The organism is Exiguobacterium sp. s130, from assembly GCF_018619055.1.
Classification (GTDB): domain Bacteria; phylum Bacillota; class Bacilli; order Exiguobacteriales; family Exiguobacteriaceae; genus Exiguobacterium_A.
This window is the reverse complement of sequence record NZ_JACSNI010000004.1, coordinates 204,220-221,908: the sequence shown is the minus strand read 5'-3', so window position 1 is coordinate 221,908 and position 17,689 is coordinate 204,220. Positions and strand designations below refer to the sequence as shown.

At 47.4% G+C, this 17,689-nt stretch carries 17 protein-coding genes and 1 riboswitch; of the genes, 14 read left to right on the top strand and 3 right to left on the bottom strand.

Translation table 11 applies throughout. The features are described 5' to 3' along the window. Window position 1: 1 nt before the first annotated feature. A complete protein-coding gene (locus HZS85_RS12175; RefSeq protein ID WP_214856253.1) occupies window positions 2–1,630 on the bottom strand; it encodes an ABC1 kinase family protein in 1,629 nt (542 codons plus the stop codon). 165 nt (window positions 1,631–1,795) lie between these two features. On the opposite strand from HZS85_RS12175, the gene HZS85_RS12170 reads away from it, so the two are divergent. Further along, a complete protein-coding gene (locus tag HZS85_RS12170; RefSeq protein WP_023466752.1) occupies window positions 1,796–2,401 on the top strand; it encodes a trimeric intracellular cation channel family protein in 606 nt (201 codons plus the stop codon). Window positions 2,402–2,403: 2 nt separating this feature from the next. Next, on the top strand, window positions 2,404–2,772 hold the full coding sequence (locus HZS85_RS12165) for a DUF423 domain-containing protein (RefSeq protein ID WP_214856252.1): 369 nt from the start codon (window positions 2,404–2,406) through the stop codon (window positions 2,770–2,772). Between the two features lie 96 nt (window positions 2,773–2,868). Here the strand turns inward: HZS85_RS12165 and HZS85_RS12160 are convergent, their stop codons facing one another. Both HZS85_RS12160 and hemQ read right to left on the bottom strand, forming a co-directional pair. Next, on the bottom strand, window positions 2,869–3,018 hold the full coding sequence (locus tag HZS85_RS12160; protein ID WP_023466754.1) for a hypothetical protein: 150 nt from the start codon (window positions 3,016–3,018) through the stop codon (window positions 2,869–2,871). Window positions 3,019–3,110: 92 nt separating this feature from the next. Next, window positions 3,111–3,887 (bottom strand): hydrogen peroxide-dependent heme synthase, encoded by a 777-nt coding sequence (gene hemQ, locus HZS85_RS12155; protein ID WP_050677313.1) that lies wholly within the window; start codon window positions 3,885–3,887, stop codon window positions 3,111–3,113. 345 nt (window positions 3,888–4,232) lie between these two features. On the opposite strand from hemQ, the gene pta reads away from it, so the two are divergent. From pta to HZS85_RS12095, 12 genes are all read left to right on the top strand, one after another. Further along, complete coding sequence (gene pta, locus HZS85_RS12150; RefSeq protein WP_035399200.1) at window positions 4,233–5,219, top strand: phosphate acetyltransferase; 987 nt, start codon at window positions 4,233–4,235, stop codon at window positions 5,217–5,219. 70 nt (window positions 5,220–5,289) lie between these two features. Continuing rightward, window positions 5,290–5,389, top strand: a riboswitch (purine riboswitch). Between the two features lie 75 nt (window positions 5,390–5,464). Further along, window positions 5,465–6,049: a xanthine phosphoribosyltransferase gene (locus tag HZS85_RS12145; protein WP_214856251.1), complete on the top strand. Its 585-nt coding sequence runs from the start codon at window positions 5,465–5,467 to the stop codon at window positions 6,047–6,049. Then, window positions 6,046–7,347, top strand: a complete 1,302-nt coding sequence (locus HZS85_RS12140; RefSeq protein WP_214856250.1) for a nucleobase:cation symporter-2 family protein — start codon at window positions 6,046–6,048, stop codon at window positions 7,345–7,347. Before HZS85_RS12145 ends, HZS85_RS12140 begins: the two co-directional genes overlap by 4 nt. A gap of 219 nt (window positions 7,348–7,566) precedes the next feature. Beyond that, window positions 7,567–8,943, top strand: coding sequence for an amino acid permease (locus HZS85_RS12135; RefSeq protein ID WP_214856249.1), 1,377 nt, complete (start codon window positions 7,567–7,569; stop codon window positions 8,941–8,943). A 120-nt stretch (window positions 8,944–9,063) separates the two neighbouring features. Beyond that, window positions 9,064–9,363, top strand: a complete 300-nt coding sequence (locus HZS85_RS12130) for a rhodanese-like domain-containing protein (protein ID WP_035411426.1) — start codon at window positions 9,064–9,066, stop codon at window positions 9,361–9,363. 153 nt (window positions 9,364–9,516) lie between these two features. Next, a complete protein-coding gene (locus HZS85_RS12125; RefSeq protein WP_214856247.1) occupies window positions 9,517–11,496 on the top strand; it encodes a methyl-accepting chemotaxis protein in 1,980 nt (659 codons plus the stop codon). A 167-nt stretch (window positions 11,497–11,663) separates the two neighbouring features. Then, window positions 11,664–12,851 (top strand): DUF2157 domain-containing protein, encoded by a 1,188-nt coding sequence (locus HZS85_RS12120; RefSeq protein ID WP_214856245.1) that lies wholly within the window; start codon window positions 11,664–11,666, stop codon window positions 12,849–12,851. Next, window positions 12,848–13,291: a GDYXXLXY domain-containing protein gene (locus HZS85_RS12115; protein ID WP_214856243.1), complete on the top strand. Its 444-nt coding sequence runs from the start codon at window positions 12,848–12,850 to the stop codon at window positions 13,289–13,291. Before HZS85_RS12120 ends, HZS85_RS12115 begins: the two co-directional genes overlap by 4 nt. A gap of 372 nt (window positions 13,292–13,663) precedes the next feature. Then, on the top strand, window positions 13,664–14,521 hold the full coding sequence (locus HZS85_RS12110; protein ID WP_214856241.1) for an SAM hydrolase/SAM-dependent halogenase family protein: 858 nt from the start codon (window positions 13,664–13,666) through the stop codon (window positions 14,519–14,521). Beyond that, entirely contained in the window at window positions 14,518–15,069 is a 552-nt protein-coding gene (locus HZS85_RS12105) for an ECF-type riboflavin transporter substrate-binding protein (RefSeq protein ID WP_056064409.1), read from the top strand. The genes HZS85_RS12110 and HZS85_RS12105 overlap by 4 nt, the downstream gene beginning before the upstream one ends. 70 nt (window positions 15,070–15,139) lie before the next feature. Continuing rightward, window positions 15,140–16,843 (top strand): energy-coupling factor transporter ATPase, encoded by a 1,704-nt coding sequence (locus tag HZS85_RS12100; RefSeq protein ID WP_214856240.1) that lies wholly within the window; start codon window positions 15,140–15,142, stop codon window positions 16,841–16,843. Next, a complete protein-coding gene (locus HZS85_RS12095; RefSeq protein WP_214856238.1) occupies window positions 16,834–17,658 on the top strand; it encodes an energy-coupling factor transporter transmembrane component T family protein in 825 nt (274 codons plus the stop codon). Before HZS85_RS12100 ends, HZS85_RS12095 begins: the two co-directional genes overlap by 10 nt. Window positions 17,659–17,689: the final 31 nt, after the last annotated feature.

Sequence of the window (17,689 nt, the reverse complement as noted above, 5' to 3'; positions counted from 1 at the left end):
TTTAGCGAAATGGTTCATCGGCGATCCGGACGATTTGTCGTCCAATCCGGCGACCGTTCCATAAAGCGATGACAGCGATCGTCAAGGAAATGCCCATGACGTCGTACTGCGTAAAATAATAGCCGAGATAACTAAAAGGCAGGCTGATGATCCCGACGAGCGAACTCGTCCACTGTCGGATTTTGAGTGACTCGATGTTCGCAACACGAGAGAACTTTTGTTGCTCCATGATCCGCCAACGTGTCGGTTCGCTTAAGGCATCGTTAACAAGACGCGGGAAGGCGAGCAATCGCGCGCCGTAAGAACCAGCAATCTGTAGGTAACGGTTTTGATTTTTCCCTTCGTCATCGAGCCAGCGTCGAACCATTGGTTTAGCGAGTTCCAGCAGGTTGATTTGCGGTGAAAGAATCTGAAGGATTCCAAGAATCGTTGATGCGGCACGTCCAAAGAAAGCAAACTCAGCAGGAAGCTGGATTGGTTCATTTCGGACGAGCAATTCGATATCGGATAAGACCTTCTCGATCAGTTTTGTATCCACGTTTTCCATATCACTTTCGAGATAGAACGTGACTGCTTTTTCAATTGCTTGTCGGATATTTTGCTTATTCGCATTTGGCAATAAGAATCGTAGATCTTCTAAACCATCGACGATCGCATCGTAATCCAATGTGACGAAGGACTGAAGAATCCGCTGGATCGCGCGCATATCATCGGGCGTCGTCGCTCCGATCATCCCAAAATCAAGCAAGACGATTTTGCCGTCGGACTGGACGAGGACATTGCCTGGGTGCGGATCGGCGTGGAATTTCCCGCCAAACAGTAATTGTTCCCCAGCGTTCAAGAAGAGATTACGTGCTAGTTCGTCACGATCAATCTGATGTTCCGCTAGATAATCGAGATCCGTGATGCGTGTCCCTTCGATCCATTCCATGACGAGCACCCGATTCGTGCAATGTTCTTCATAATAACTCGGGATATAGATGACGGGGTTCGTTTCATACATCTTTTTAAAGTAGAGACCGTTTTTTAATTCGGTCCGGTAATTCAATTCATCCCCGATGACGAAGACCATTTGGCGATATAAGCTTTGCAAATCAGTCGATTTGTTTAACGACGTCCGGCGCAACATGGCAATGACGATACGCATGGCACGGAAATCGGTTTTGATGATTTGTTCGATATTCGGTCGCTGGACTTTGATCGCGACTTTTTTACCATTTGATTTTAAGGTTCCGCTGTACACCTCACCAATCGAGGCAGAAGCGACAGGACGGGAACTGATATCCGAGATGATTTCTTCGATCGGCATACCCCAATCCTCTTCGATGATCTTTCGTGACTCTCCAAGTTTACTTGAAGGCACTTTATCGACCAGTTCGGTCAGTTCCATCAAGACGGATGGGGGGAACAAATCAGCTCGAATCGATAAGAATTGACCGAGCTTGATCAGTAATCCTTCCAACCGTAATGCTTTTTTCTTATAGTCACGCGCAATTCGGATCATGATGCGCTCAAACTCTTCATTGTTCGTACCTGGCCGGTTTTTCCGGGTGAATCGATAGATCGTAAAGATGTAACGTGCGAACATCGTCACGATGACGACGATGCGATAAAGCGCCCAACGTTTCATACGGTCACCTAGCTTCCTGTACAGTTTGTTTCAGTATAGGTTACTTTACCTAAAAACGTCACTCGCAAACGGTCGAAACGGTGACAGAAAATTAATGCTTTACGGAAACTAAAAAGAGAGTATAGTAAGTATTGGAATTTCTTTGTAGAAAGGTGAAATGTGCGCATGTCCTGGGACTTATTGAATATCATCGGCACGGTCGCTTTTGCGATGAGTGGTGCGATCGTCGCGATGGAAGAAAAATATGATTTATTCGGCGTTTGGTTACTTGCTTTGATCACAGCATTTGGTGGTGGTGCCATTCGTAATCTATTGATTGGTGTACCAGTATCTGCTCTCTGGTCGCAAGGTGGTCTCTTTTTAGTCGCGATTCTCGTTGCGTTGTTGATTTTCATGTTACCCCAGTTGTTCTTGCCGCACTGGACACGTTGGGGTGTCCTCGCGGATGCGCTCGGGTTGTCTGCGTTTGCGATTCAAGGCGCCCTGATGGCAACAGCAAAAGGACTGCCACTGTCAGCGACGATTTCGGCTGCTGTGCTGACCGGTGTTGGTGGTGGTGTGATTCGCGATTTGCTCGCAGGTCGGAAACCACTCGTCCTGCATAAAGAGATTTATGCGATGTGGGCTGTCATGGCTGCACTCGTGATTGATCGTTTCCAATTGACGAATCCCCTACATTTGTTCACATTGCTTGGACTCATCACGGTTTTACGTATGCTATCGTATTATTATGAATGGAATTTACCAGCACGACGGTTAGGGGGAGAATAAGTATGAAAGTATTCATTATGATTGGCGCGATCTCGATGATGCTATCGGTCGCACTAGGTGCATTCGGTGCACACGCCTTAAAAGATATGTTGACGGATCGGATGCTTGCAAACTGGCAGACAGGCGTACTTTACCAGATGGTACACTCGCTCGGCATCCTAGCACTCGGAGGACTCTTATTAAAGGCATCGATCCCACAATGGTCATTGGCTGCATGGCTGATGCTCGCCGGAATCGTCTTCTTCTCAGGTAGTCTGTACGTCATGGCATTGACGAACGTGACGAAACTGGGTGCCATCACACCAATCGGTGGCGTCTTGTTCATCGCGGCGTGGGTCTTTGTCGCAATTGGTGCCTATAAAGGATTATGAGAACGGACCGTGTTTCTTCACTCATGGAGAAACACGGTCTTTTTCATATGAAAAACGCCTACTCACGATAGAGTAGGCGTAGGTATCAAAACGGATTCACCGCTTTGTCGTTTGTGTTTTGTTTAGCTTCGATAATGCTTGCTCATAGCGATCCAGTACACGATCTGCAACCGGTTTCAGCTCTTTTGAAAGCACAGCGAATTGCAATTCACGCGATCGTGTCGATCGGTTCATAGCATTCCCCATGGTAATTCCTCCTTACGTCATTCAACTTACTGTTTTATAGCCGCAAGGAGTATATTCCCATGAGATATTTCAATCAAACGTCATTCAACACATTAAAGTGCAAAATGAGTATTTAATTGTTCACTTTCGAGACGGTTGCCGATGAAGAACTCACCGAACTCACCGTACTTCGCGCTGACTTCGTCAAAACGCATTTCATAGACGATTTTCTTGAACTGAAGAATGTCATCTGAGAAGAGCGTAACGCCCCATTCCCAATCGTCAAATCCAGTTGATCCGCCGATGATTTGCTGAATCTTCCCAGCGTAACTCCGACCGATCATCCCGTGACGATACATGAGCTCTTTTCGTTTCTCCATTGAGAGTGTATACCAGTTATCGCCATCGCGACGTGACTTGCTCATCGGATAGAAGCAGATGTGCTTCGCTTGTGGCAGGATCGGATAGAGGCGGTCACGCACATATGGATTTTCGTATGGGTTTCCTTCGCCTGAACCACGGTACGTACCAAGCTCGACGACAGAGACATAAGAATATGTCGGAATCAAATAATCATAGAGATCGAGTTTCTGCATCTTGACTTCGACGTCTTGGATTTGTTCCATCGTAGGACGAAGAACCATCAAGACGAGATCCGCTTTTTGACCGATGATCGTGTAAAGTGCATGGCTGCCGTCTTTTGTCGCTTCGACGCCAGAAAGCTCTGAGAGGAAGGCTTGGAACTCTTCAATCATACGCGCGCGGTCTGTCGCGTCGACTTGTTTCAAGCGTGACCAATCGATCCGGCGGAAATCATGTAATGTATACCAGCCGTCGAGTGTTTCAGCGGCTTGTTGCGTAGCAGTCGGTTCAGATGTTTGGTGTTGCATGGGATGACCTCCTGAGTCTGAAATAAATTGTTTTTTTCCATATCCTATCTTATCACATTCTATTGAAACGCTTCGCCCGAAAAGGTCTTTGTCCATGAGATCGTAACACATGAAAAAAGCAGAGAGTGGGTAAAAGGGGAAGTGGAGATTACTTTGTTTGAAAATAGTCTCTGTACCATTCTTGAAAATGACTGTAATAGTCTGTAAATATGGCTTCAATGCTTTTGTTAGATAACTTTTTTGCAAATTGTTTTAACAACGATTGAGAACTGTGTATAATAAACGATGGAAAAGAAAATCGATCAAATCGACGACGTCGTGTTTACTTAAAAAGGAGAGAAACTCATGCAATTATTCGATATGTTAGAACAAAAGATTAAAGCGCACCAACCGAAAATCGTCTTCCCAGAAGGAATTGACGCGCGTGTTCTTGGCGCAGCTGTCCGTTTGAAAAAAGATGGTCTCGTCACACCGGTCGTCATCGGACCACGTGTACAAATCGAAGAAACAGCAGCAGCGAACGGCATCGATGTCACGGGACTTGATACGATCGATCCTGCTTCTTACGCTGGAATCGATGAGCTTGTCGCATCGTTCGTTGAGCGTCGTAAAGGGAAAGCAACAGAAGAGCAAGCACGTGCTGTCATCTTAAAAGATGTGAACACGTTCGGTACGATGCTCGTTCACACAGGGCAAGCAGAAGGTCTTGTATCGGGTGCGATGCACGCAACAGGCGATACAGTGCGTCCAGCACTTCAAATCATTAAAATGCAAGAAGGCTATAAAAAAACATCAGGCGTCTTCATCATGGTACGTGACGATGAGCAATACGTCTTCGCAGACTGCGCAATCAACATCGCACCAGATGCGAACGATCTAGCAGAGAACGCAATTGCATCTGCGAAAACAGCGAAAACATTCGGGATCGATCCGAAAGTGGCATTGCTCAGCTTCTCGACAAAAGGTTCAGCAAAATCACCAGAGACAGAGCGCGTCGTTGAAGCAACGCGCATCGCGAAAGAACGTGCACCAGAGCTTGCAATCGATGGCGAACTCCAATTCGATGCAGCATTCGTTCCAAGCGTCGCGAAATCAAAAGCACCAGAATCAGATGTCGCAGGTCAAGCGAACGTCTTCATCTTCCCAAGTCTTGAAGCTGGAAACATTGGCTACAAAATCGCACAACGTCTTGGTGGATTCGAAGCAATCGGTCCGATCCTTCAAGGTTTGAACAAACCGGTCAACGATCTTTCACGCGGTTGTAACGAAGAAGATGTCTACAAGCTCGCGATCATCACGGCAGCACAAGCAGTCGAAGAACGCCAAGCCTAAGCACGTTGTGAAAAAGTCTTTACTTTTTCGCTAAACCCCGTACAATGGTACACATCACGAAAATCACGAAACGTAAACGTATAGCAACGCTCGTATAATAGTGGGAATTGGCCCACGAGTCTCTACCGGATCGCCGTAACGGTCCGACTACGGGTGGTGAGTTACTGCTCTCTTTTTTGGCGTACAGTGGCTGCCCCCGGGTAGCGGCTGTACGTTTTTTCGTTTTTAAAGAGGAGAATGCATGTATGAAACGTCTACACGATATGATTAATCAAGAGGGAATCGTCTTATCGGAGCAAGTATTGAAAGTGGATGCTTTTTTAAACCATCAGGTCGATCCAACCTTGATGTGGGAAATCGCTTATGAGTTCATGGATCGTTTCCAAGATGCCGGGATCACGCGGATTTTGACGATCGAAGCGGGTGGTATTGCCCCGGCAATGATGACAGCACTTCGTCTTGGCGTACCAATGGTCTATGCTCGTAAGACGAAATCGGTCACATTGAATGAAGGAACGATTTCAGCTGAAGTCTTCTCATTTACGAAACAACAGACGAATACAATCACGGTCGCAGAGAAATACCTGCAACCGGGTGAACGTGTCTTGATCATCGACGATTTCCTCGCAAACGGAGAAGCAGCATTTGGTCTCGCTCGTCTCGTTGAACAGGCAGGGGCAGAAGTCGCTGGATTTGGAATCGTCATTGAAAAGTCGTTCCAACCGGGACGTCAAAAACTGATCGAAGCTGGATTCCGTGTCGAGTCACTCGCGCGTGTTGAGTCATTGAAGGACGGAAAAGCGACATTCGTCGACTCGGTGACCGTATGAGACTATCAAACTTCAAAGCAGCCAGTCTCGGACTTCAGCATGTGCTTGCGATGTACACTGGAGCAGCTGTTGTTCCACTGATCGTCGGGAGTGCGATCGGATTGTCAGGAGAAGAACTTGCTTATTTAGTGGCGATTGATCTCTTCATGTGTGGCGTTGCGACCTTATTACAAGTACTCGTCACGAAATACACAGGTGTTGGTCTTCCCGTCGTACTCGGTTGTACCTTTACAGCAGTCGGTCCAATGATTGCGATTGGAAGTCTTCAAGGCATTACAGCGATTTACGGTGCTTTGATTGCCAGTGGGCTGATCATTCTTGTCATTTCAGGTTGGTTTAGTAAGATCGCGGTCCTGTTCCCACCGGTCGTCCTTGGTTCCGTCGTGACGATCATCGGGATTTCCTTAATTCCGGCTGCGATCAACGATATCGGAGGCGGACAGGGAGCGAAAGACTTTGGTGACTTACGTTACCTCGGACTCGCCGGATTAACGATCGTCTTGATTTTAATCTTGAATCGCTACGGCACGGTCTTCTCAAAAGCGGCAGCTGTCTTAATTGCTGTGATGATCAGTACACTCGTTGCATTTGGCATGGGAATGATCGACTTCAGTCCGGTGGCGGAAGCGTCATGGTTCCAAATGGTGACACCGTTTTACTTCGGTGTACCGACATTCAATGCAACTGCCATCTTGACAATGACGCTCGTTGGTCTCGTCTCGATGGTTGAATCGACAGGTGTGTTCTTGACACTTGGTGAAATCACGGACCGTCGTTTGACGGATAAGGATCTAGCGCGTGGCTACCGAGCAGAGGGTGTCGCGACGATCGTTGGCGGTATCTTCAATAGTTTCCCTTACACGACCTATAGCCAAAACGTCGGTCTCGTTCAGTTGACTGGCGTAAAGACACGCAAAGTCATTTTATTTGCGGGTGGATTTTTGATCTTGCTCGGCTTCTTACCAAAAGTAGCGACGTTTACGACATTGATTCCAAAACCTGTTCTTGGTGGAGCGATGTTGATCATGTTCGGAACGGTCGCGGCAAGCGGGATCCGTATCTTATCACGGGTCGATTTTTCGAAGAACGAGCACGTCATCACGGTGGCACTCGCGCTCGGAATTGGTCTAGGAATCAGCATGAATCCTGAAATCGTAGCAGGTCTCCCGTCAAAAATTCGCGTTTTGACGGATAGCCCGATCGTCGCTGGTTCACTAACAGCATTGCTATTGAACGGGATCTTCCGATTGACCGGGAAGTCCGAAACAGCAGATGTGCCACTTGCTAAAGTTGAATAACAATTGTAACTTTCCGAAAGGAGCTATCCTGTATACTACATAGTAGCAGGTAGTTCCTTTTTTATACTGCTAACGTAATCAGAATATTCCGAGTATGTGGATTTAATGAAAATATACATTGAAAACGTTTACAAAATCGACACATCTTCTTTATACTGACAACGTAGCGGTACGGGGAACTGCTAAGAAACAAACAGAGACTGGAAGGACGTCGTAAAAATGAAACAACAGACAGAGTTGAATCGGGGACTGGAAGAGCGTCACATTACACTCATGTCGCTGGGGGCGGCAATCGGTGTTGGACTCTTCCTCGGATCAGCGAAAGCGATCCAATTGGCAGGTCCAGCAATTTTACTAGGCTATCTCATTGGTGGAATCATTATCTTCATCATCATGCGAGCACTTGGGGAGCTTGCAGTGCGGGAGCCGATCGCTGGTAGTTTTGCGGAGTATGCCCGGAAGTATGTCAGTCCATTAGCTGGTTTTTTAACGGGTTGGAATTATTGGTTGCTCTGGATTTTTACGTGTATGGCGGAAATCACAGCAGTCGGTATTTACATGAAAGTATGGTTCCCAGATTCCCAGGGGTGGGTATGGGCACTAGCAGCACTTGTCTTGATGACAAGCATCAACTTCATTGCTGTTAAATTTTATGGTGAATTCGAATTTTGGTTTGCGTTGATTAAAATCGTCGCGATCGTCGCCATGATCATCTTAGGAACTTTGACAATCGTCATTGGTCTTGGAAACGGCGGCACACCGGTTGGGATTTCGAACCTTTGGTCACATGGTGGATTCCTGCCGAACGGATTCGGTGGAGTACTCCTTGCCATGCAGATGGTCATGTTTGCCTTCTTAGGAATTGAAGTGATTGGGGTCACAGCAGGGGAAGCGAAGAACCCGAAAAAAACGATTCGAAAAGCTGTTAACAACGTCTTCCTTCGAATCTTAGTATTCTACATCGGGGCGCTCTTCGTCATTTTATCGATTTATCCATGGGATCAAGTCGGTGCGAACAACAGCAGTCCGTTCGTATTATTATTTGATTCACTTGGTATTCCGGCAGCAGCCGGCATCATTAACTTCGTTGTCTTAACGGCAGCACTCTCGTCATGTAACTCGGGTATCTTCTCGACAGCCCGGATGATGATGAACTTATCCGAGAACAGTGAAGCACCACGTCGTTTCTCGAAAATCTCGAAAAACGGTGTTCCGGCACTGGCGACGATTCTTTCAGGTGTCGCATTGCTCGTCGGTGTCGCTTTGAACTATTTCTTACCGGAAGACGTCTTTGCGATTGTGACGAGTATTGCGACGTTTGGCGCCGTCTGGACGTGGGCAATGATTCTAATCGCTCAGATGCGAGCACGGAAAGTACACGGTTCAGCAGAATTTGGTGTTCCGTTCTTCCCGATTGCGAACTATATCGCCCTCGCGGCGCTTGCCGGTGTCATCGTCTTGATGGCATTCGATGCAAGTACACGGATCGCGCTGGTCGTTGGACCACTCTGGTACGTGATTCTGATTGCCGTCTATTATGCACGAGGAATGCATAAAGAGACACGTCAATCGACGCGTCGAGCATCAGGAGAATAATGAGATGGGCGGATCTGCAAACGGGTCCGCTTTTTCATCACTTCGTATCAAACCGTTTCGTTTTGTTTTAATGATAGATTTGCTACACTTACGACAGAACCATACAGGAGGTCATACGAAATGAAAACGATTCATGTAGATGAATTACAAGAGCGATTAGAGGCAGGTGAGGCGTTGCATGTCGTCGACGTCCGTGAGCAGGATGAATACGATGCAGGACATATTCCGAACGTCCGCCTCCTTCCGATGTCTGAGATCGGCGAACGCTATACGGAATTGCAAGAAGGCGAAACCTACTACTTGATCTGTAAAGCGGGTGCGCGGAGCGAAAACGTCGGTCGTTTCCTCGAGCAATATGGATACGACATCGTCAACGTCGAAGGCGGTATGATGAACTGGAAGGGCGATCAAGAAGCATAAGGTAAGCGTTACCAAGGAAGACGACTCGAACTGAGTCGTCTTTTTTCATGTGAACTAGTACACGTTTATCGATTTTTCTATGAACATTTTTTGTTATTCTTCCGATAGAGAAGGTAGAATAGCGAGTCCTTGCACTCGAGAATGGAGTGACACATGGAACAAAAGATCAAACGAACAATGAGCATCAAACAAAAATTAATCGTGACATCGGTTCTACTTTTGATGATTCCTGCATTAGTAATCGGCTTTGTCGCATATGACCTTGCGAAACAAAAGATGACGGAACAGATTCTTCAATCTGCTCATAGTGGAGTCGACCGGATGAATGATGAGATCCAAAACATCATTGATCCGATGCGGCGCGATGTCGCCTTTTTTGCGGACCGAATTGACGGAACGCTCTATCAAAAAGGAAAACAAAATGCTGCGTTAAAGGAAAAAATGACAGAATATCTCGATATGCATCCGCAGGCGGCGAACATCTATTTCGCGACGACGGACGGGGATATGAATATTTTCCCGGAACAGGTCATGCCAGATGATTATGATCCACGGGAACGCTCGTGGTATCAATCGGCAGAAGCAGCAGGTGGCAAGGTCGTCATCACGGATCCGTACGTCGATGCTGCCTCGAACAAGATGATGGTCACGCTCTCGCAGACGACAGGTAACGGAAAAGGTGTCGTGGCGATTGATGTCGATGTCGACCGGATCGCGGAAATCGCGAAAAAGATCAAAATCGGAAAAGAAGGATACGTAATGATTCTTGATTCTACGAAAAAAATCGTTACGCATCCGACATTAAAACCAGGTGAGAAAGCGACAGGCAAATGGGTGTCATCACTTTACGCTAACCCAGCAGGGCAGTTTGGCTATGAGTTTGAAAACAAAGGCAAACAGATGGACTTCATGACGAACGACCTGACGAAGTGGAAGGTTGCTGGAACACTGTACGATCATGAAATCACGGGTGCGACATCTAGTATTCTTTGGACAACGCTTGCTGTCATCGGCGGGATGTTGCTCGTCGCAGCCATCTTCATCTACTTCATTCTTCGCTCGATTCTTCGCCCACTCGGTCATTTAACACGTGGAGCAGAACGGATTCAATCTGGTGATTTGACGGAGCCCGTCATCGTTGAATCAAATGATGAGGTCGGTCAAGTCGCCCAAAGCTTTAACGTCATGGTTGACTCACTCCGTTCGATCATCATTAATCTCGATCAGTCGATTACACAAGTAGCTGGCTCTTCTCAGGAATTGATGGCGAACTCTGCCCAAACGACTTCCGCTTCTGAGCAAATCGCGGGATCGATTCAACAGGTCGCAGCAGGGGCGGATCAATCGAAACGTCAACTCGATGCGAATGCTGTTTCGCTCCAATCGATTACAGCAGGCATCATGCGAATCGCTGAGAGCTCAACCGATGTCTCGGAATTGTCACGTTCAACGGCAACAGAAGCCGAGAATGGAACAGTTGCTGTGCTGAAGAACGTTGAGCAGATGAAAGAAATCGATGCCTCCGTTCAAAACTTCGGTGGTGTCATCAGCTCACTCGCCCATCGTTCGAATGAAATCGGAAAAATCGTCGATGTCATCAACGGTATCGCTGAGCAAACCAATTTGTTAGCACTGAACGCAGCAATCGAAGCAGCACGCGCAGGCGAAAATGGAAAAGGATTCGCTGTCGTTGCGAGTGAAGTGCGTAAACTAGCAGAGCAATCACAGGATTCAACGAAACAGATTGCACAGCTGATTCAAAACATTAAACAGGAGACGGATCAGTCGGTCACGATGATGAAGGAAGTCTCAGGACAGACGAAAGCCGGTTTGTCGACGACAGAAGCATCAGCAGAGCGTTTCCAAAAGATTCTCGAACGAACGCAGGAAATGACGCCACGGATCGAAGACGTGACGGCGACGGTCGAAGAAATTGCAGCGAACGTCCAAGAAGTATCTGCGTCAGCGACGGAAATCGCACATATCGCGCAAGAGAATTCGTCCGCTTCGAAACAAGTCGCAGCGACGACGGAAGAACAGTTGAGTGCGATGGAAGAGATTTCGCAATCCGCCAAAGTATTATCCGATATGGCGGAAGAACTACAGGTACTCGTTGCCCGTTTCCGTGTTTAAATGATCAAATCAAAAAAGGCAAGGAAGCCCGTCTTCCTTGTTTTTTTGTCTGTCAACATTCGGTGACAAACGGAACAAATAGCTTATAATCCCTGTGAATCTGGGCTTGAGACAGTGTTAAATCGGGAATTTAATTAGTATCTAACACTTCGAAGGAGGTGGGTACGGTGAAGCAGTTTCGTAAAATAAGAGAGTGGCAAGATGCAGGTCTTTTGGATGAAGCGACCGTTGAACGAATCATGAACTATGAAAAGCAACGTTCAACGAAACAACGCCTTCCGCTCTTGTTGATTGTTGGAGGGACCTTCGTCGTCTTGGCTGTATTCAGCTTTTTAGCTGCCAACTGGCAAGCGATGCCGATCGGCTGGAAAATCGGACTCGTCGTAGCACTCATGTGGATTTGTTACATCATGGCGGATCTTTCGGAACGTCGTCGTATTCTTCATCCGGTCGTCTTTCGAATCGGTGGAATCCTAGCGTTTGGCGCCTCGATTCTCGTAGTTGTTCAAAGTTTTCACTTGCCGATGGAAGGATCACTGCTCAGTTGGTGTATGTTTGTCGCCGCGTTAGTGCATTATATGCTTTGGCGTCATGAAGCATATGGTGTCGTCGCCTTCCTATCCGGATGGACGATCTTTACGAGCCTTGGTGGTTTTGGTCAGGAGCAGGCGAGTTATCTCGACTGGACATCGTTCGGTCTGATGGTCGTGTTGTCGTTCAGTTGGTTTTACTTCAGCCAACGTCTGCCGTCGCTGTTATTTAGCTGGCTGTTTCTTTTTTTCAGCGGTCTATCCTTGTTTCTCCTCGTATCATATGACGGATTCCTTTGGCCGATTTGGACGCTATTTTTGCTTGTTCCAGTTCTCTGGCTTGTTCGTGAGGAATCCAATCGCCGTATCGTCGAGATGGTCTATCTGGTCGTCGCTGCTATCAGTTCGATCATCTATTTATCCGTTCGTGCGGAATCAAACGTCGTATTACCCTCCGTGACAGAAGCGGTACTGTTAGCTATCGTCTCCACCGGTCTAGGAATCTTTCTCTATCAAAAACGTCGTGGATTGTTGTTCATCGTACCGCTTGGATTCGTCGGAGTACTCTGGATTGATGAACAGGCAATTCTACTTGCCATTCTCTTTGAATTATCCGCGCTACTGTATCTGTTATATCGAGAACGCCGTCATGCAGTCGTCTGGCCAGCCTTTCTCTATTTCATTCTCGTTCAAATTGCGATATATGTCATATATGCATGGGATCGTTTAAACATGTCCTTATTTTTCCTCATTGGTGCGCTCCTCATCTTCCTATTGTCCGGTGTCTTATGGTGGTTACGCCGTAAAGGAGGTGTGGCGTCATGAAGCGTTATCTGATACCAATATTGCAGACATGCGCCGTCGGTCTGTTGATCGTCAGCTTTTTTGCGACCTCCTGGTTCGGGACATCGTACCGTTTTCGGGCAGAACCGTTTGATCCGTTTGATCCCGTTTACGGCGAATACGTGATGCTTCAGTACCCAGATTTAAAACCTGGTCCGTGGATTCAAAATGGACGTGTCTATGTCAGCTTCAAAACGGATGCTTCCGGTTATGCTCAAATCGATCGGATTTCGAATGAACGATTCTTCGGAAGTGTCGCCGGCGATTATTACGATCAATATGTATCGATTCCGCAGTTGACGCAGTATTATGTCGAACAGGGAAGCGGAAAACAATACGAAAAAGCAAAAGCACTGGAAGTCCGTGCGGATGTGTCACCATGGGGAATGATCCGGACGACGAATTTAAAGATTTCTGAGTAAAAAACCTTGCGCCAGGAATAAAACGGTTGTACTATTAATTTAAATTTTCAGACAACTTAATTTGCATGTGTAGATGGGAAGAGTAAAGTGATCAGAAATCGATAGAGAGTCTCTGTTGCTGGAAATGAGACGATTTCGATACTTGAAGATGGTCCCGGAGCAGTCGGAAGAACGTGAACCGTGTTCATCAGTAGAACCGACCGGTAGGAAGGATACCGTTAGCATTCCATGGAGTCTCGTACTCCGAGAGGTGGCTGAGCGTGAGTTGAGTCATGAACGAAGGTGGTACACGTGATTAGACATCACGTCCTGAGAAATGAGGGCGTGGTGTCTTTTTTTGTGGAGACGTTCCCGCAGGAGGAGGATGACGAGATGGCAGAAGCATTGGTATTGCAATCAGACTTTGGCGTGAGTGATGGGGCAGTGAGCGCGATGTATGGGGTGGCCCATAGCATCAATCCGGAGATTCGGATTTTTGATTTAACGCATGATATTCCACCGTTCCACATTTGGGAAGCGTCCTATCGGTTACTGCAGACGGTGCCGTACTGGACGGAGCAAACGGTGTTCGTTTCTGTCGTCGATCCGGGTGTCGGGTCGAGGCGAAAGAGTGTCGTCGCGCGAACACGGACCAATCAATACATCATTACACCGGATAATGGGACGTTGACGCATCTTTGGCAAGCCGGATACATTGCGGAAGTGAGACAACTCGATGATCGACGGCATCGTCTGCCTCGGATGGGTGAATCGTATACGTTTCACGGACGAGATATCTTTGCCTTCACGGGTGCGCGATTATCGAGTCACGTCATCACGTTCGAAGAGGTGGGACCGCTTTTAACTACTGAAGAACTCGTCTTTCTCGACCGGACACCTGCCTCGTCGTCGGATATCGGTGTCACGGGTATCGTCGAGATTCTCGATGTCCGCTTCGGAAACGTCTGGACGAACATTCCCGTCTCACTCGTCCATCAGACAGGTCTCGATATCGGGAGCCACGTCAAGGTAAGGGTTTCGTACCGAGACCGGATCGTCTACGAACAAACACTGCTCTTCGGTCATTCGTTCGCAGATGTGCCGGTCGGTTCAGGAGTTGTCTACATCAATTCGCTGGATCAGATTGCTCTTGCCTTGAATCAAGGTTCGTTTGCACATGCATTTGAAGTTGGAATCGGAAATGATTGGAGTGTTAGCGTACAACACATTAAAGGAGGAGATCGAACATGAAAGGATTTACGACAAAACAAATCGTCGCAACTGGGATCGGAGCAGCTGTATTCATCATTTTAAGTCGATTCGCTGCGATTCCGACAGGCGTACCGAACACGTCAATCGAGACAGCCTATGCATTTCTCGCATTCATGGCGGTCTTGTTCGGACCGGTTACAGCCGGCTTGATCGGTCTGATCGGTCATGGCTTAAAAGATGCGATTTTATACGGTTCCCCGTGGTGGAGTTGGGTCATCGTCTCCGGGTTCGTCGGGTTTGGTATCGGATTGATTGCTAACCGAATTCGTTTAGAAGAAGGCGGATTGACGACTCGTAAAATCGTTTTATTCAACGCCACACAAGCCATCGTGCAAGCGATTGGTTGGATCATCATCGCACCTGTACTCGATATTTTAATTTACACGGAGCCGGCGAATAAAGTCTTCGTTCAAGGTGCGGTCGCTGCGACATCAAACATCTTGACAGTCGGTGTCATCGGAACGTTATTGCTCGTCACGTATGCCAAAACAAGAAGTAAAGCAGGCAGCTTGAAACGCGAAGTTTGACCGAATGAGCTATGATCCTGTGCGAAGAAACGGCAGGGACATAGCTCATTTAGCTTGGGGGGAGAAAGACATGACAAACGTGATTGAATTTCAGGATTTTTCATTTACATATCGGAGTCAGTCGGAACCGACACTCCGGCAGATTCAGTTAACGATTCAAGCAGGCGAACGCATCTTAATTGTTGGACCGTCGGGTTCAGGAAAAAGTACGCTTGCTCAGTGCATCAATGGGTTGATTCCATTCTCGTATCCGGGAACGTGGAAAGGACAGGTTCTGATCAAAGGGCAGGATGCCCGGACGTTATCGTTATTTGATCGTTCGCTGCATATTGGCACGGTGTTACAGGATCCAGATGCGCAGTTCGTTGGTTTATCGGTTGGCGAAGACATTGCCTTTGCACTCGAGAACAAACAGACAGGGCGACCGGAAATGCACGAGATCGTCGAACGCGTCGCACGGATGACGGACGTCGAGACGCTTTTGCAAGCGCGATTAAATGATTTATCAGGAGGTCAGCGACAACGGGCGGCATTGGCTGGAGTTCTCGTCGAAGATGCGGATATCTTATTGTTTGATGAACCACTCGCAAATCTCGATCCGGTAGCGGGTCAAGAAGCGATGATGTTAATGGATCGACTGCAACGCGATACGAACCGAACACTGATCGTCGTTGAACACCGAATCGAGGATGTACTGGTCATTCCATTTGATCGCATCATCGTCATGGTCGACGGAGAAATCATCGCCGATGATCATCCGGATGTCATCTTAAGTAACGGAAAACTGCAACAAGCAATATTGCGTGAACCCCTCTATGTCAGTGCCGCACGCTGGGCTGGTATGACCGTGGAGTCTGTGGATCAGCCGAGCCGCATCGATCCTTTTTTAGAGCAGTTCAACCAGAAGGACGTGTTAGAACGTTTAGAAGAAGCTTCTCAAAAAGAGGCTGCAATCTCTGATTCATTGCTTGAACTTGAGCAGTTGGCGTTTCATTATCATCAAGGAACGCCAGTGCTTGAAGATGTGACGGCGACTTTTCAAAAAGGAACACTGACAACGATCGTCGGTCAGAATGGTGCCGGAAAATCCACGCTTGCGAAAGTGTTGAGTGGTTATCAACGGTCAACGAGTGGCCGAATCCTACTGAATGGAAATGATATCACGACCCAATCGATCGCCGAGCGAGCGGGGACGATTGGATTCGTCCTGCAAAATCCGAATCATATGATTTCAAAACATCTCGTGCAGGAAGAGATCCGCTACGGCATGCAGACACTCGGATTGAGTGAAGCGGAAGAAAACGAGCGTCTCGAGCAGACGTTACGTCGCTGCGGATTATATCCGTTTCGCAATTGGCCGATCCAAGCACTGAGTTTTGGTCAGAAGAAACGGGTGACGATTGCTTCGATTCTCGTTCGACGACCGGATATCTTGATTCTCGATGAACCGACAGCTGGTCAAGATTACCGGCATTATTCGGATATGATGGGCTTTTTAGAAGGATTGAAACAAGAGGGGATGACGTTACTCATCATCACGCATGATATGCATCTCGTCTTAGAGTACAGCGATCAAGTCTGCCTGGTGCAAGCTGGACGCATCCGTTACGCCGGAACGTCATTTGGACTGTTAAATCAAGAACAGTTGCTGCATCATGCCCATTTAAAGCAAACATCGCTCTTTACGATAGCGAAACATCTCGACATCGATGTGGAACGATTCGTCGAGTCCGTGATTACGGCGGAGCGAAAGGAGCGGGAACAATGGCTGTAGAAATGCTTGGCTATATTGAAAAAGCGTCACCGATTCATCGATTGACGGGAACGACGAAACTGATCGGATTCTTGTTATTTACGACAGCAACGATGTTTACCTATGATACACGTGTCTTATTTGTTCTTGGTTTAGTCAGCATCGTGTTATTCCGATTGTCACGTATTCAGTTTCGGGAAGTCCGATTCGTTTTGATCTTTACAGCAATATTTGTCCTGATTAATGCACTCGCCGTTTATCTATTCGAACCAGAGCAGGGCGTTGAAATCTACGGTTCGCGTCACGTTTTATTTGAAGGCGTTGGTCGCTTTACGATAACATCAGAACAATTGTTTTATCTGTTTAATCTCATCTTAAAATACAGTGTGATCGTTCCGATTGCTGTGTTGTTTCTCGTCACGACCCATCCGACGGAATTCGCGTCCTCGTTGAACCGGATTGGTGTACCCTATAAGATCGCCTTCGCTGTCTCATTAGCGCTCCGTTACATTCCAGACGTACAAGCGGACTTTCAAATGATTGCGAACGCTCAGGAAGCGCGGGGAATTGCCGTCTCGCATGGTTCGCTTTGGCAACGGGCGCGCCATAGCATCCAGATTTTACTCCCGTTACTGTTTACGAGTCTCGAACGAATTGAAACCGTCAGCAATGCGATGGATCTCCGTGGATTTGGTGCGGGACGAAAGCGGACGTGGTACAACCAACAGACGATGACACGCATCGATTATGTCGCGATCGGTTGCATAGTGCTATTGACGATTTTCTCGTTTGTCGTCACTTTCCATGATGGCAATCGATTTTATAATCCGTTCTAAGCAGGAGATACGAAAAAGGCAGTGGATGCGT

Excerpts from the sequence above, each read along its gene's own strand:
- HZS85_RS12175 (WP_214856253.1), bottom strand. The coding sequence starts at position 1,630 with ATGAAACGTTGGGCGCTTTATCGCATCGTCGTCATCGTGACGATGTTC.
- HZS85_RS12170 (WP_023466752.1), top strand. The coding sequence starts at position 1,796 with ATGTCCTGGGACTTATTGAATATCATCGGCACGGTCGCTTTTGCGATG.
- HZS85_RS12165 (WP_214856252.1), top strand. The coding sequence starts at position 2,404 with ATGAAAGTATTCATTATGATTGGCGCGATCTCGATGATGCTATCGGTC.
- HZS85_RS12160 (WP_023466754.1), bottom strand. The coding sequence starts at position 3,018 with ATGGGGAATGCTATGAACCGATCGACACGATCGCGTGAATTGCAATTC.
- hemQ (WP_050677313.1), bottom strand. The coding sequence starts at position 3,887 with ATGCAACACCAAACATCTGAACCGACTGCTACGCAACAAGCCGCTGAA.
- pta (WP_035399200.1), top strand. The coding sequence starts at position 4,233 with ATGCAATTATTCGATATGTTAGAACAAAAGATTAAAGCGCACCAACCG.
- HZS85_RS12145 (WP_214856251.1), top strand. The coding sequence starts at position 5,465 with ATGAAACGTCTACACGATATGATTAATCAAGAGGGAATCGTCTTATCG.
- HZS85_RS12140 (WP_214856250.1), top strand. The coding sequence starts at position 6,046 with ATGAGACTATCAAACTTCAAAGCAGCCAGTCTCGGACTTCAGCATGTG.
- HZS85_RS12135 (WP_214856249.1), top strand. The coding sequence starts at position 7,567 with ATGAAACAACAGACAGAGTTGAATCGGGGACTGGAAGAGCGTCACATT.
- HZS85_RS12130 (WP_035411426.1), top strand. The coding sequence starts at position 9,064 with ATGAAAACGATTCATGTAGATGAATTACAAGAGCGATTAGAGGCAGGT.
- HZS85_RS12125 (WP_214856247.1), top strand. The coding sequence starts at position 9,517 with ATGGAACAAAAGATCAAACGAACAATGAGCATCAAACAAAAATTAATC.
- HZS85_RS12115 (WP_214856243.1), top strand. The coding sequence starts at position 12,848 with ATGAAGCGTTATCTGATACCAATATTGCAGACATGCGCCGTCGGTCTG.
- HZS85_RS12110 (WP_214856241.1), top strand. The coding sequence starts at position 13,664 with ATGGCAGAAGCATTGGTATTGCAATCAGACTTTGGCGTGAGTGATGGG.
- HZS85_RS12105 (WP_056064409.1), top strand. The coding sequence starts at position 14,518 with ATGAAAGGATTTACGACAAAACAAATCGTCGCAACTGGGATCGGAGCA.
- HZS85_RS12100 (WP_214856240.1), top strand. The coding sequence starts at position 15,140 with ATGACAAACGTGATTGAATTTCAGGATTTTTCATTTACATATCGGAGT.
- HZS85_RS12095 (WP_214856238.1), top strand. The coding sequence starts at position 16,834 with ATGGCTGTAGAAATGCTTGGCTATATTGAAAAAGCGTCACCGATTCAT.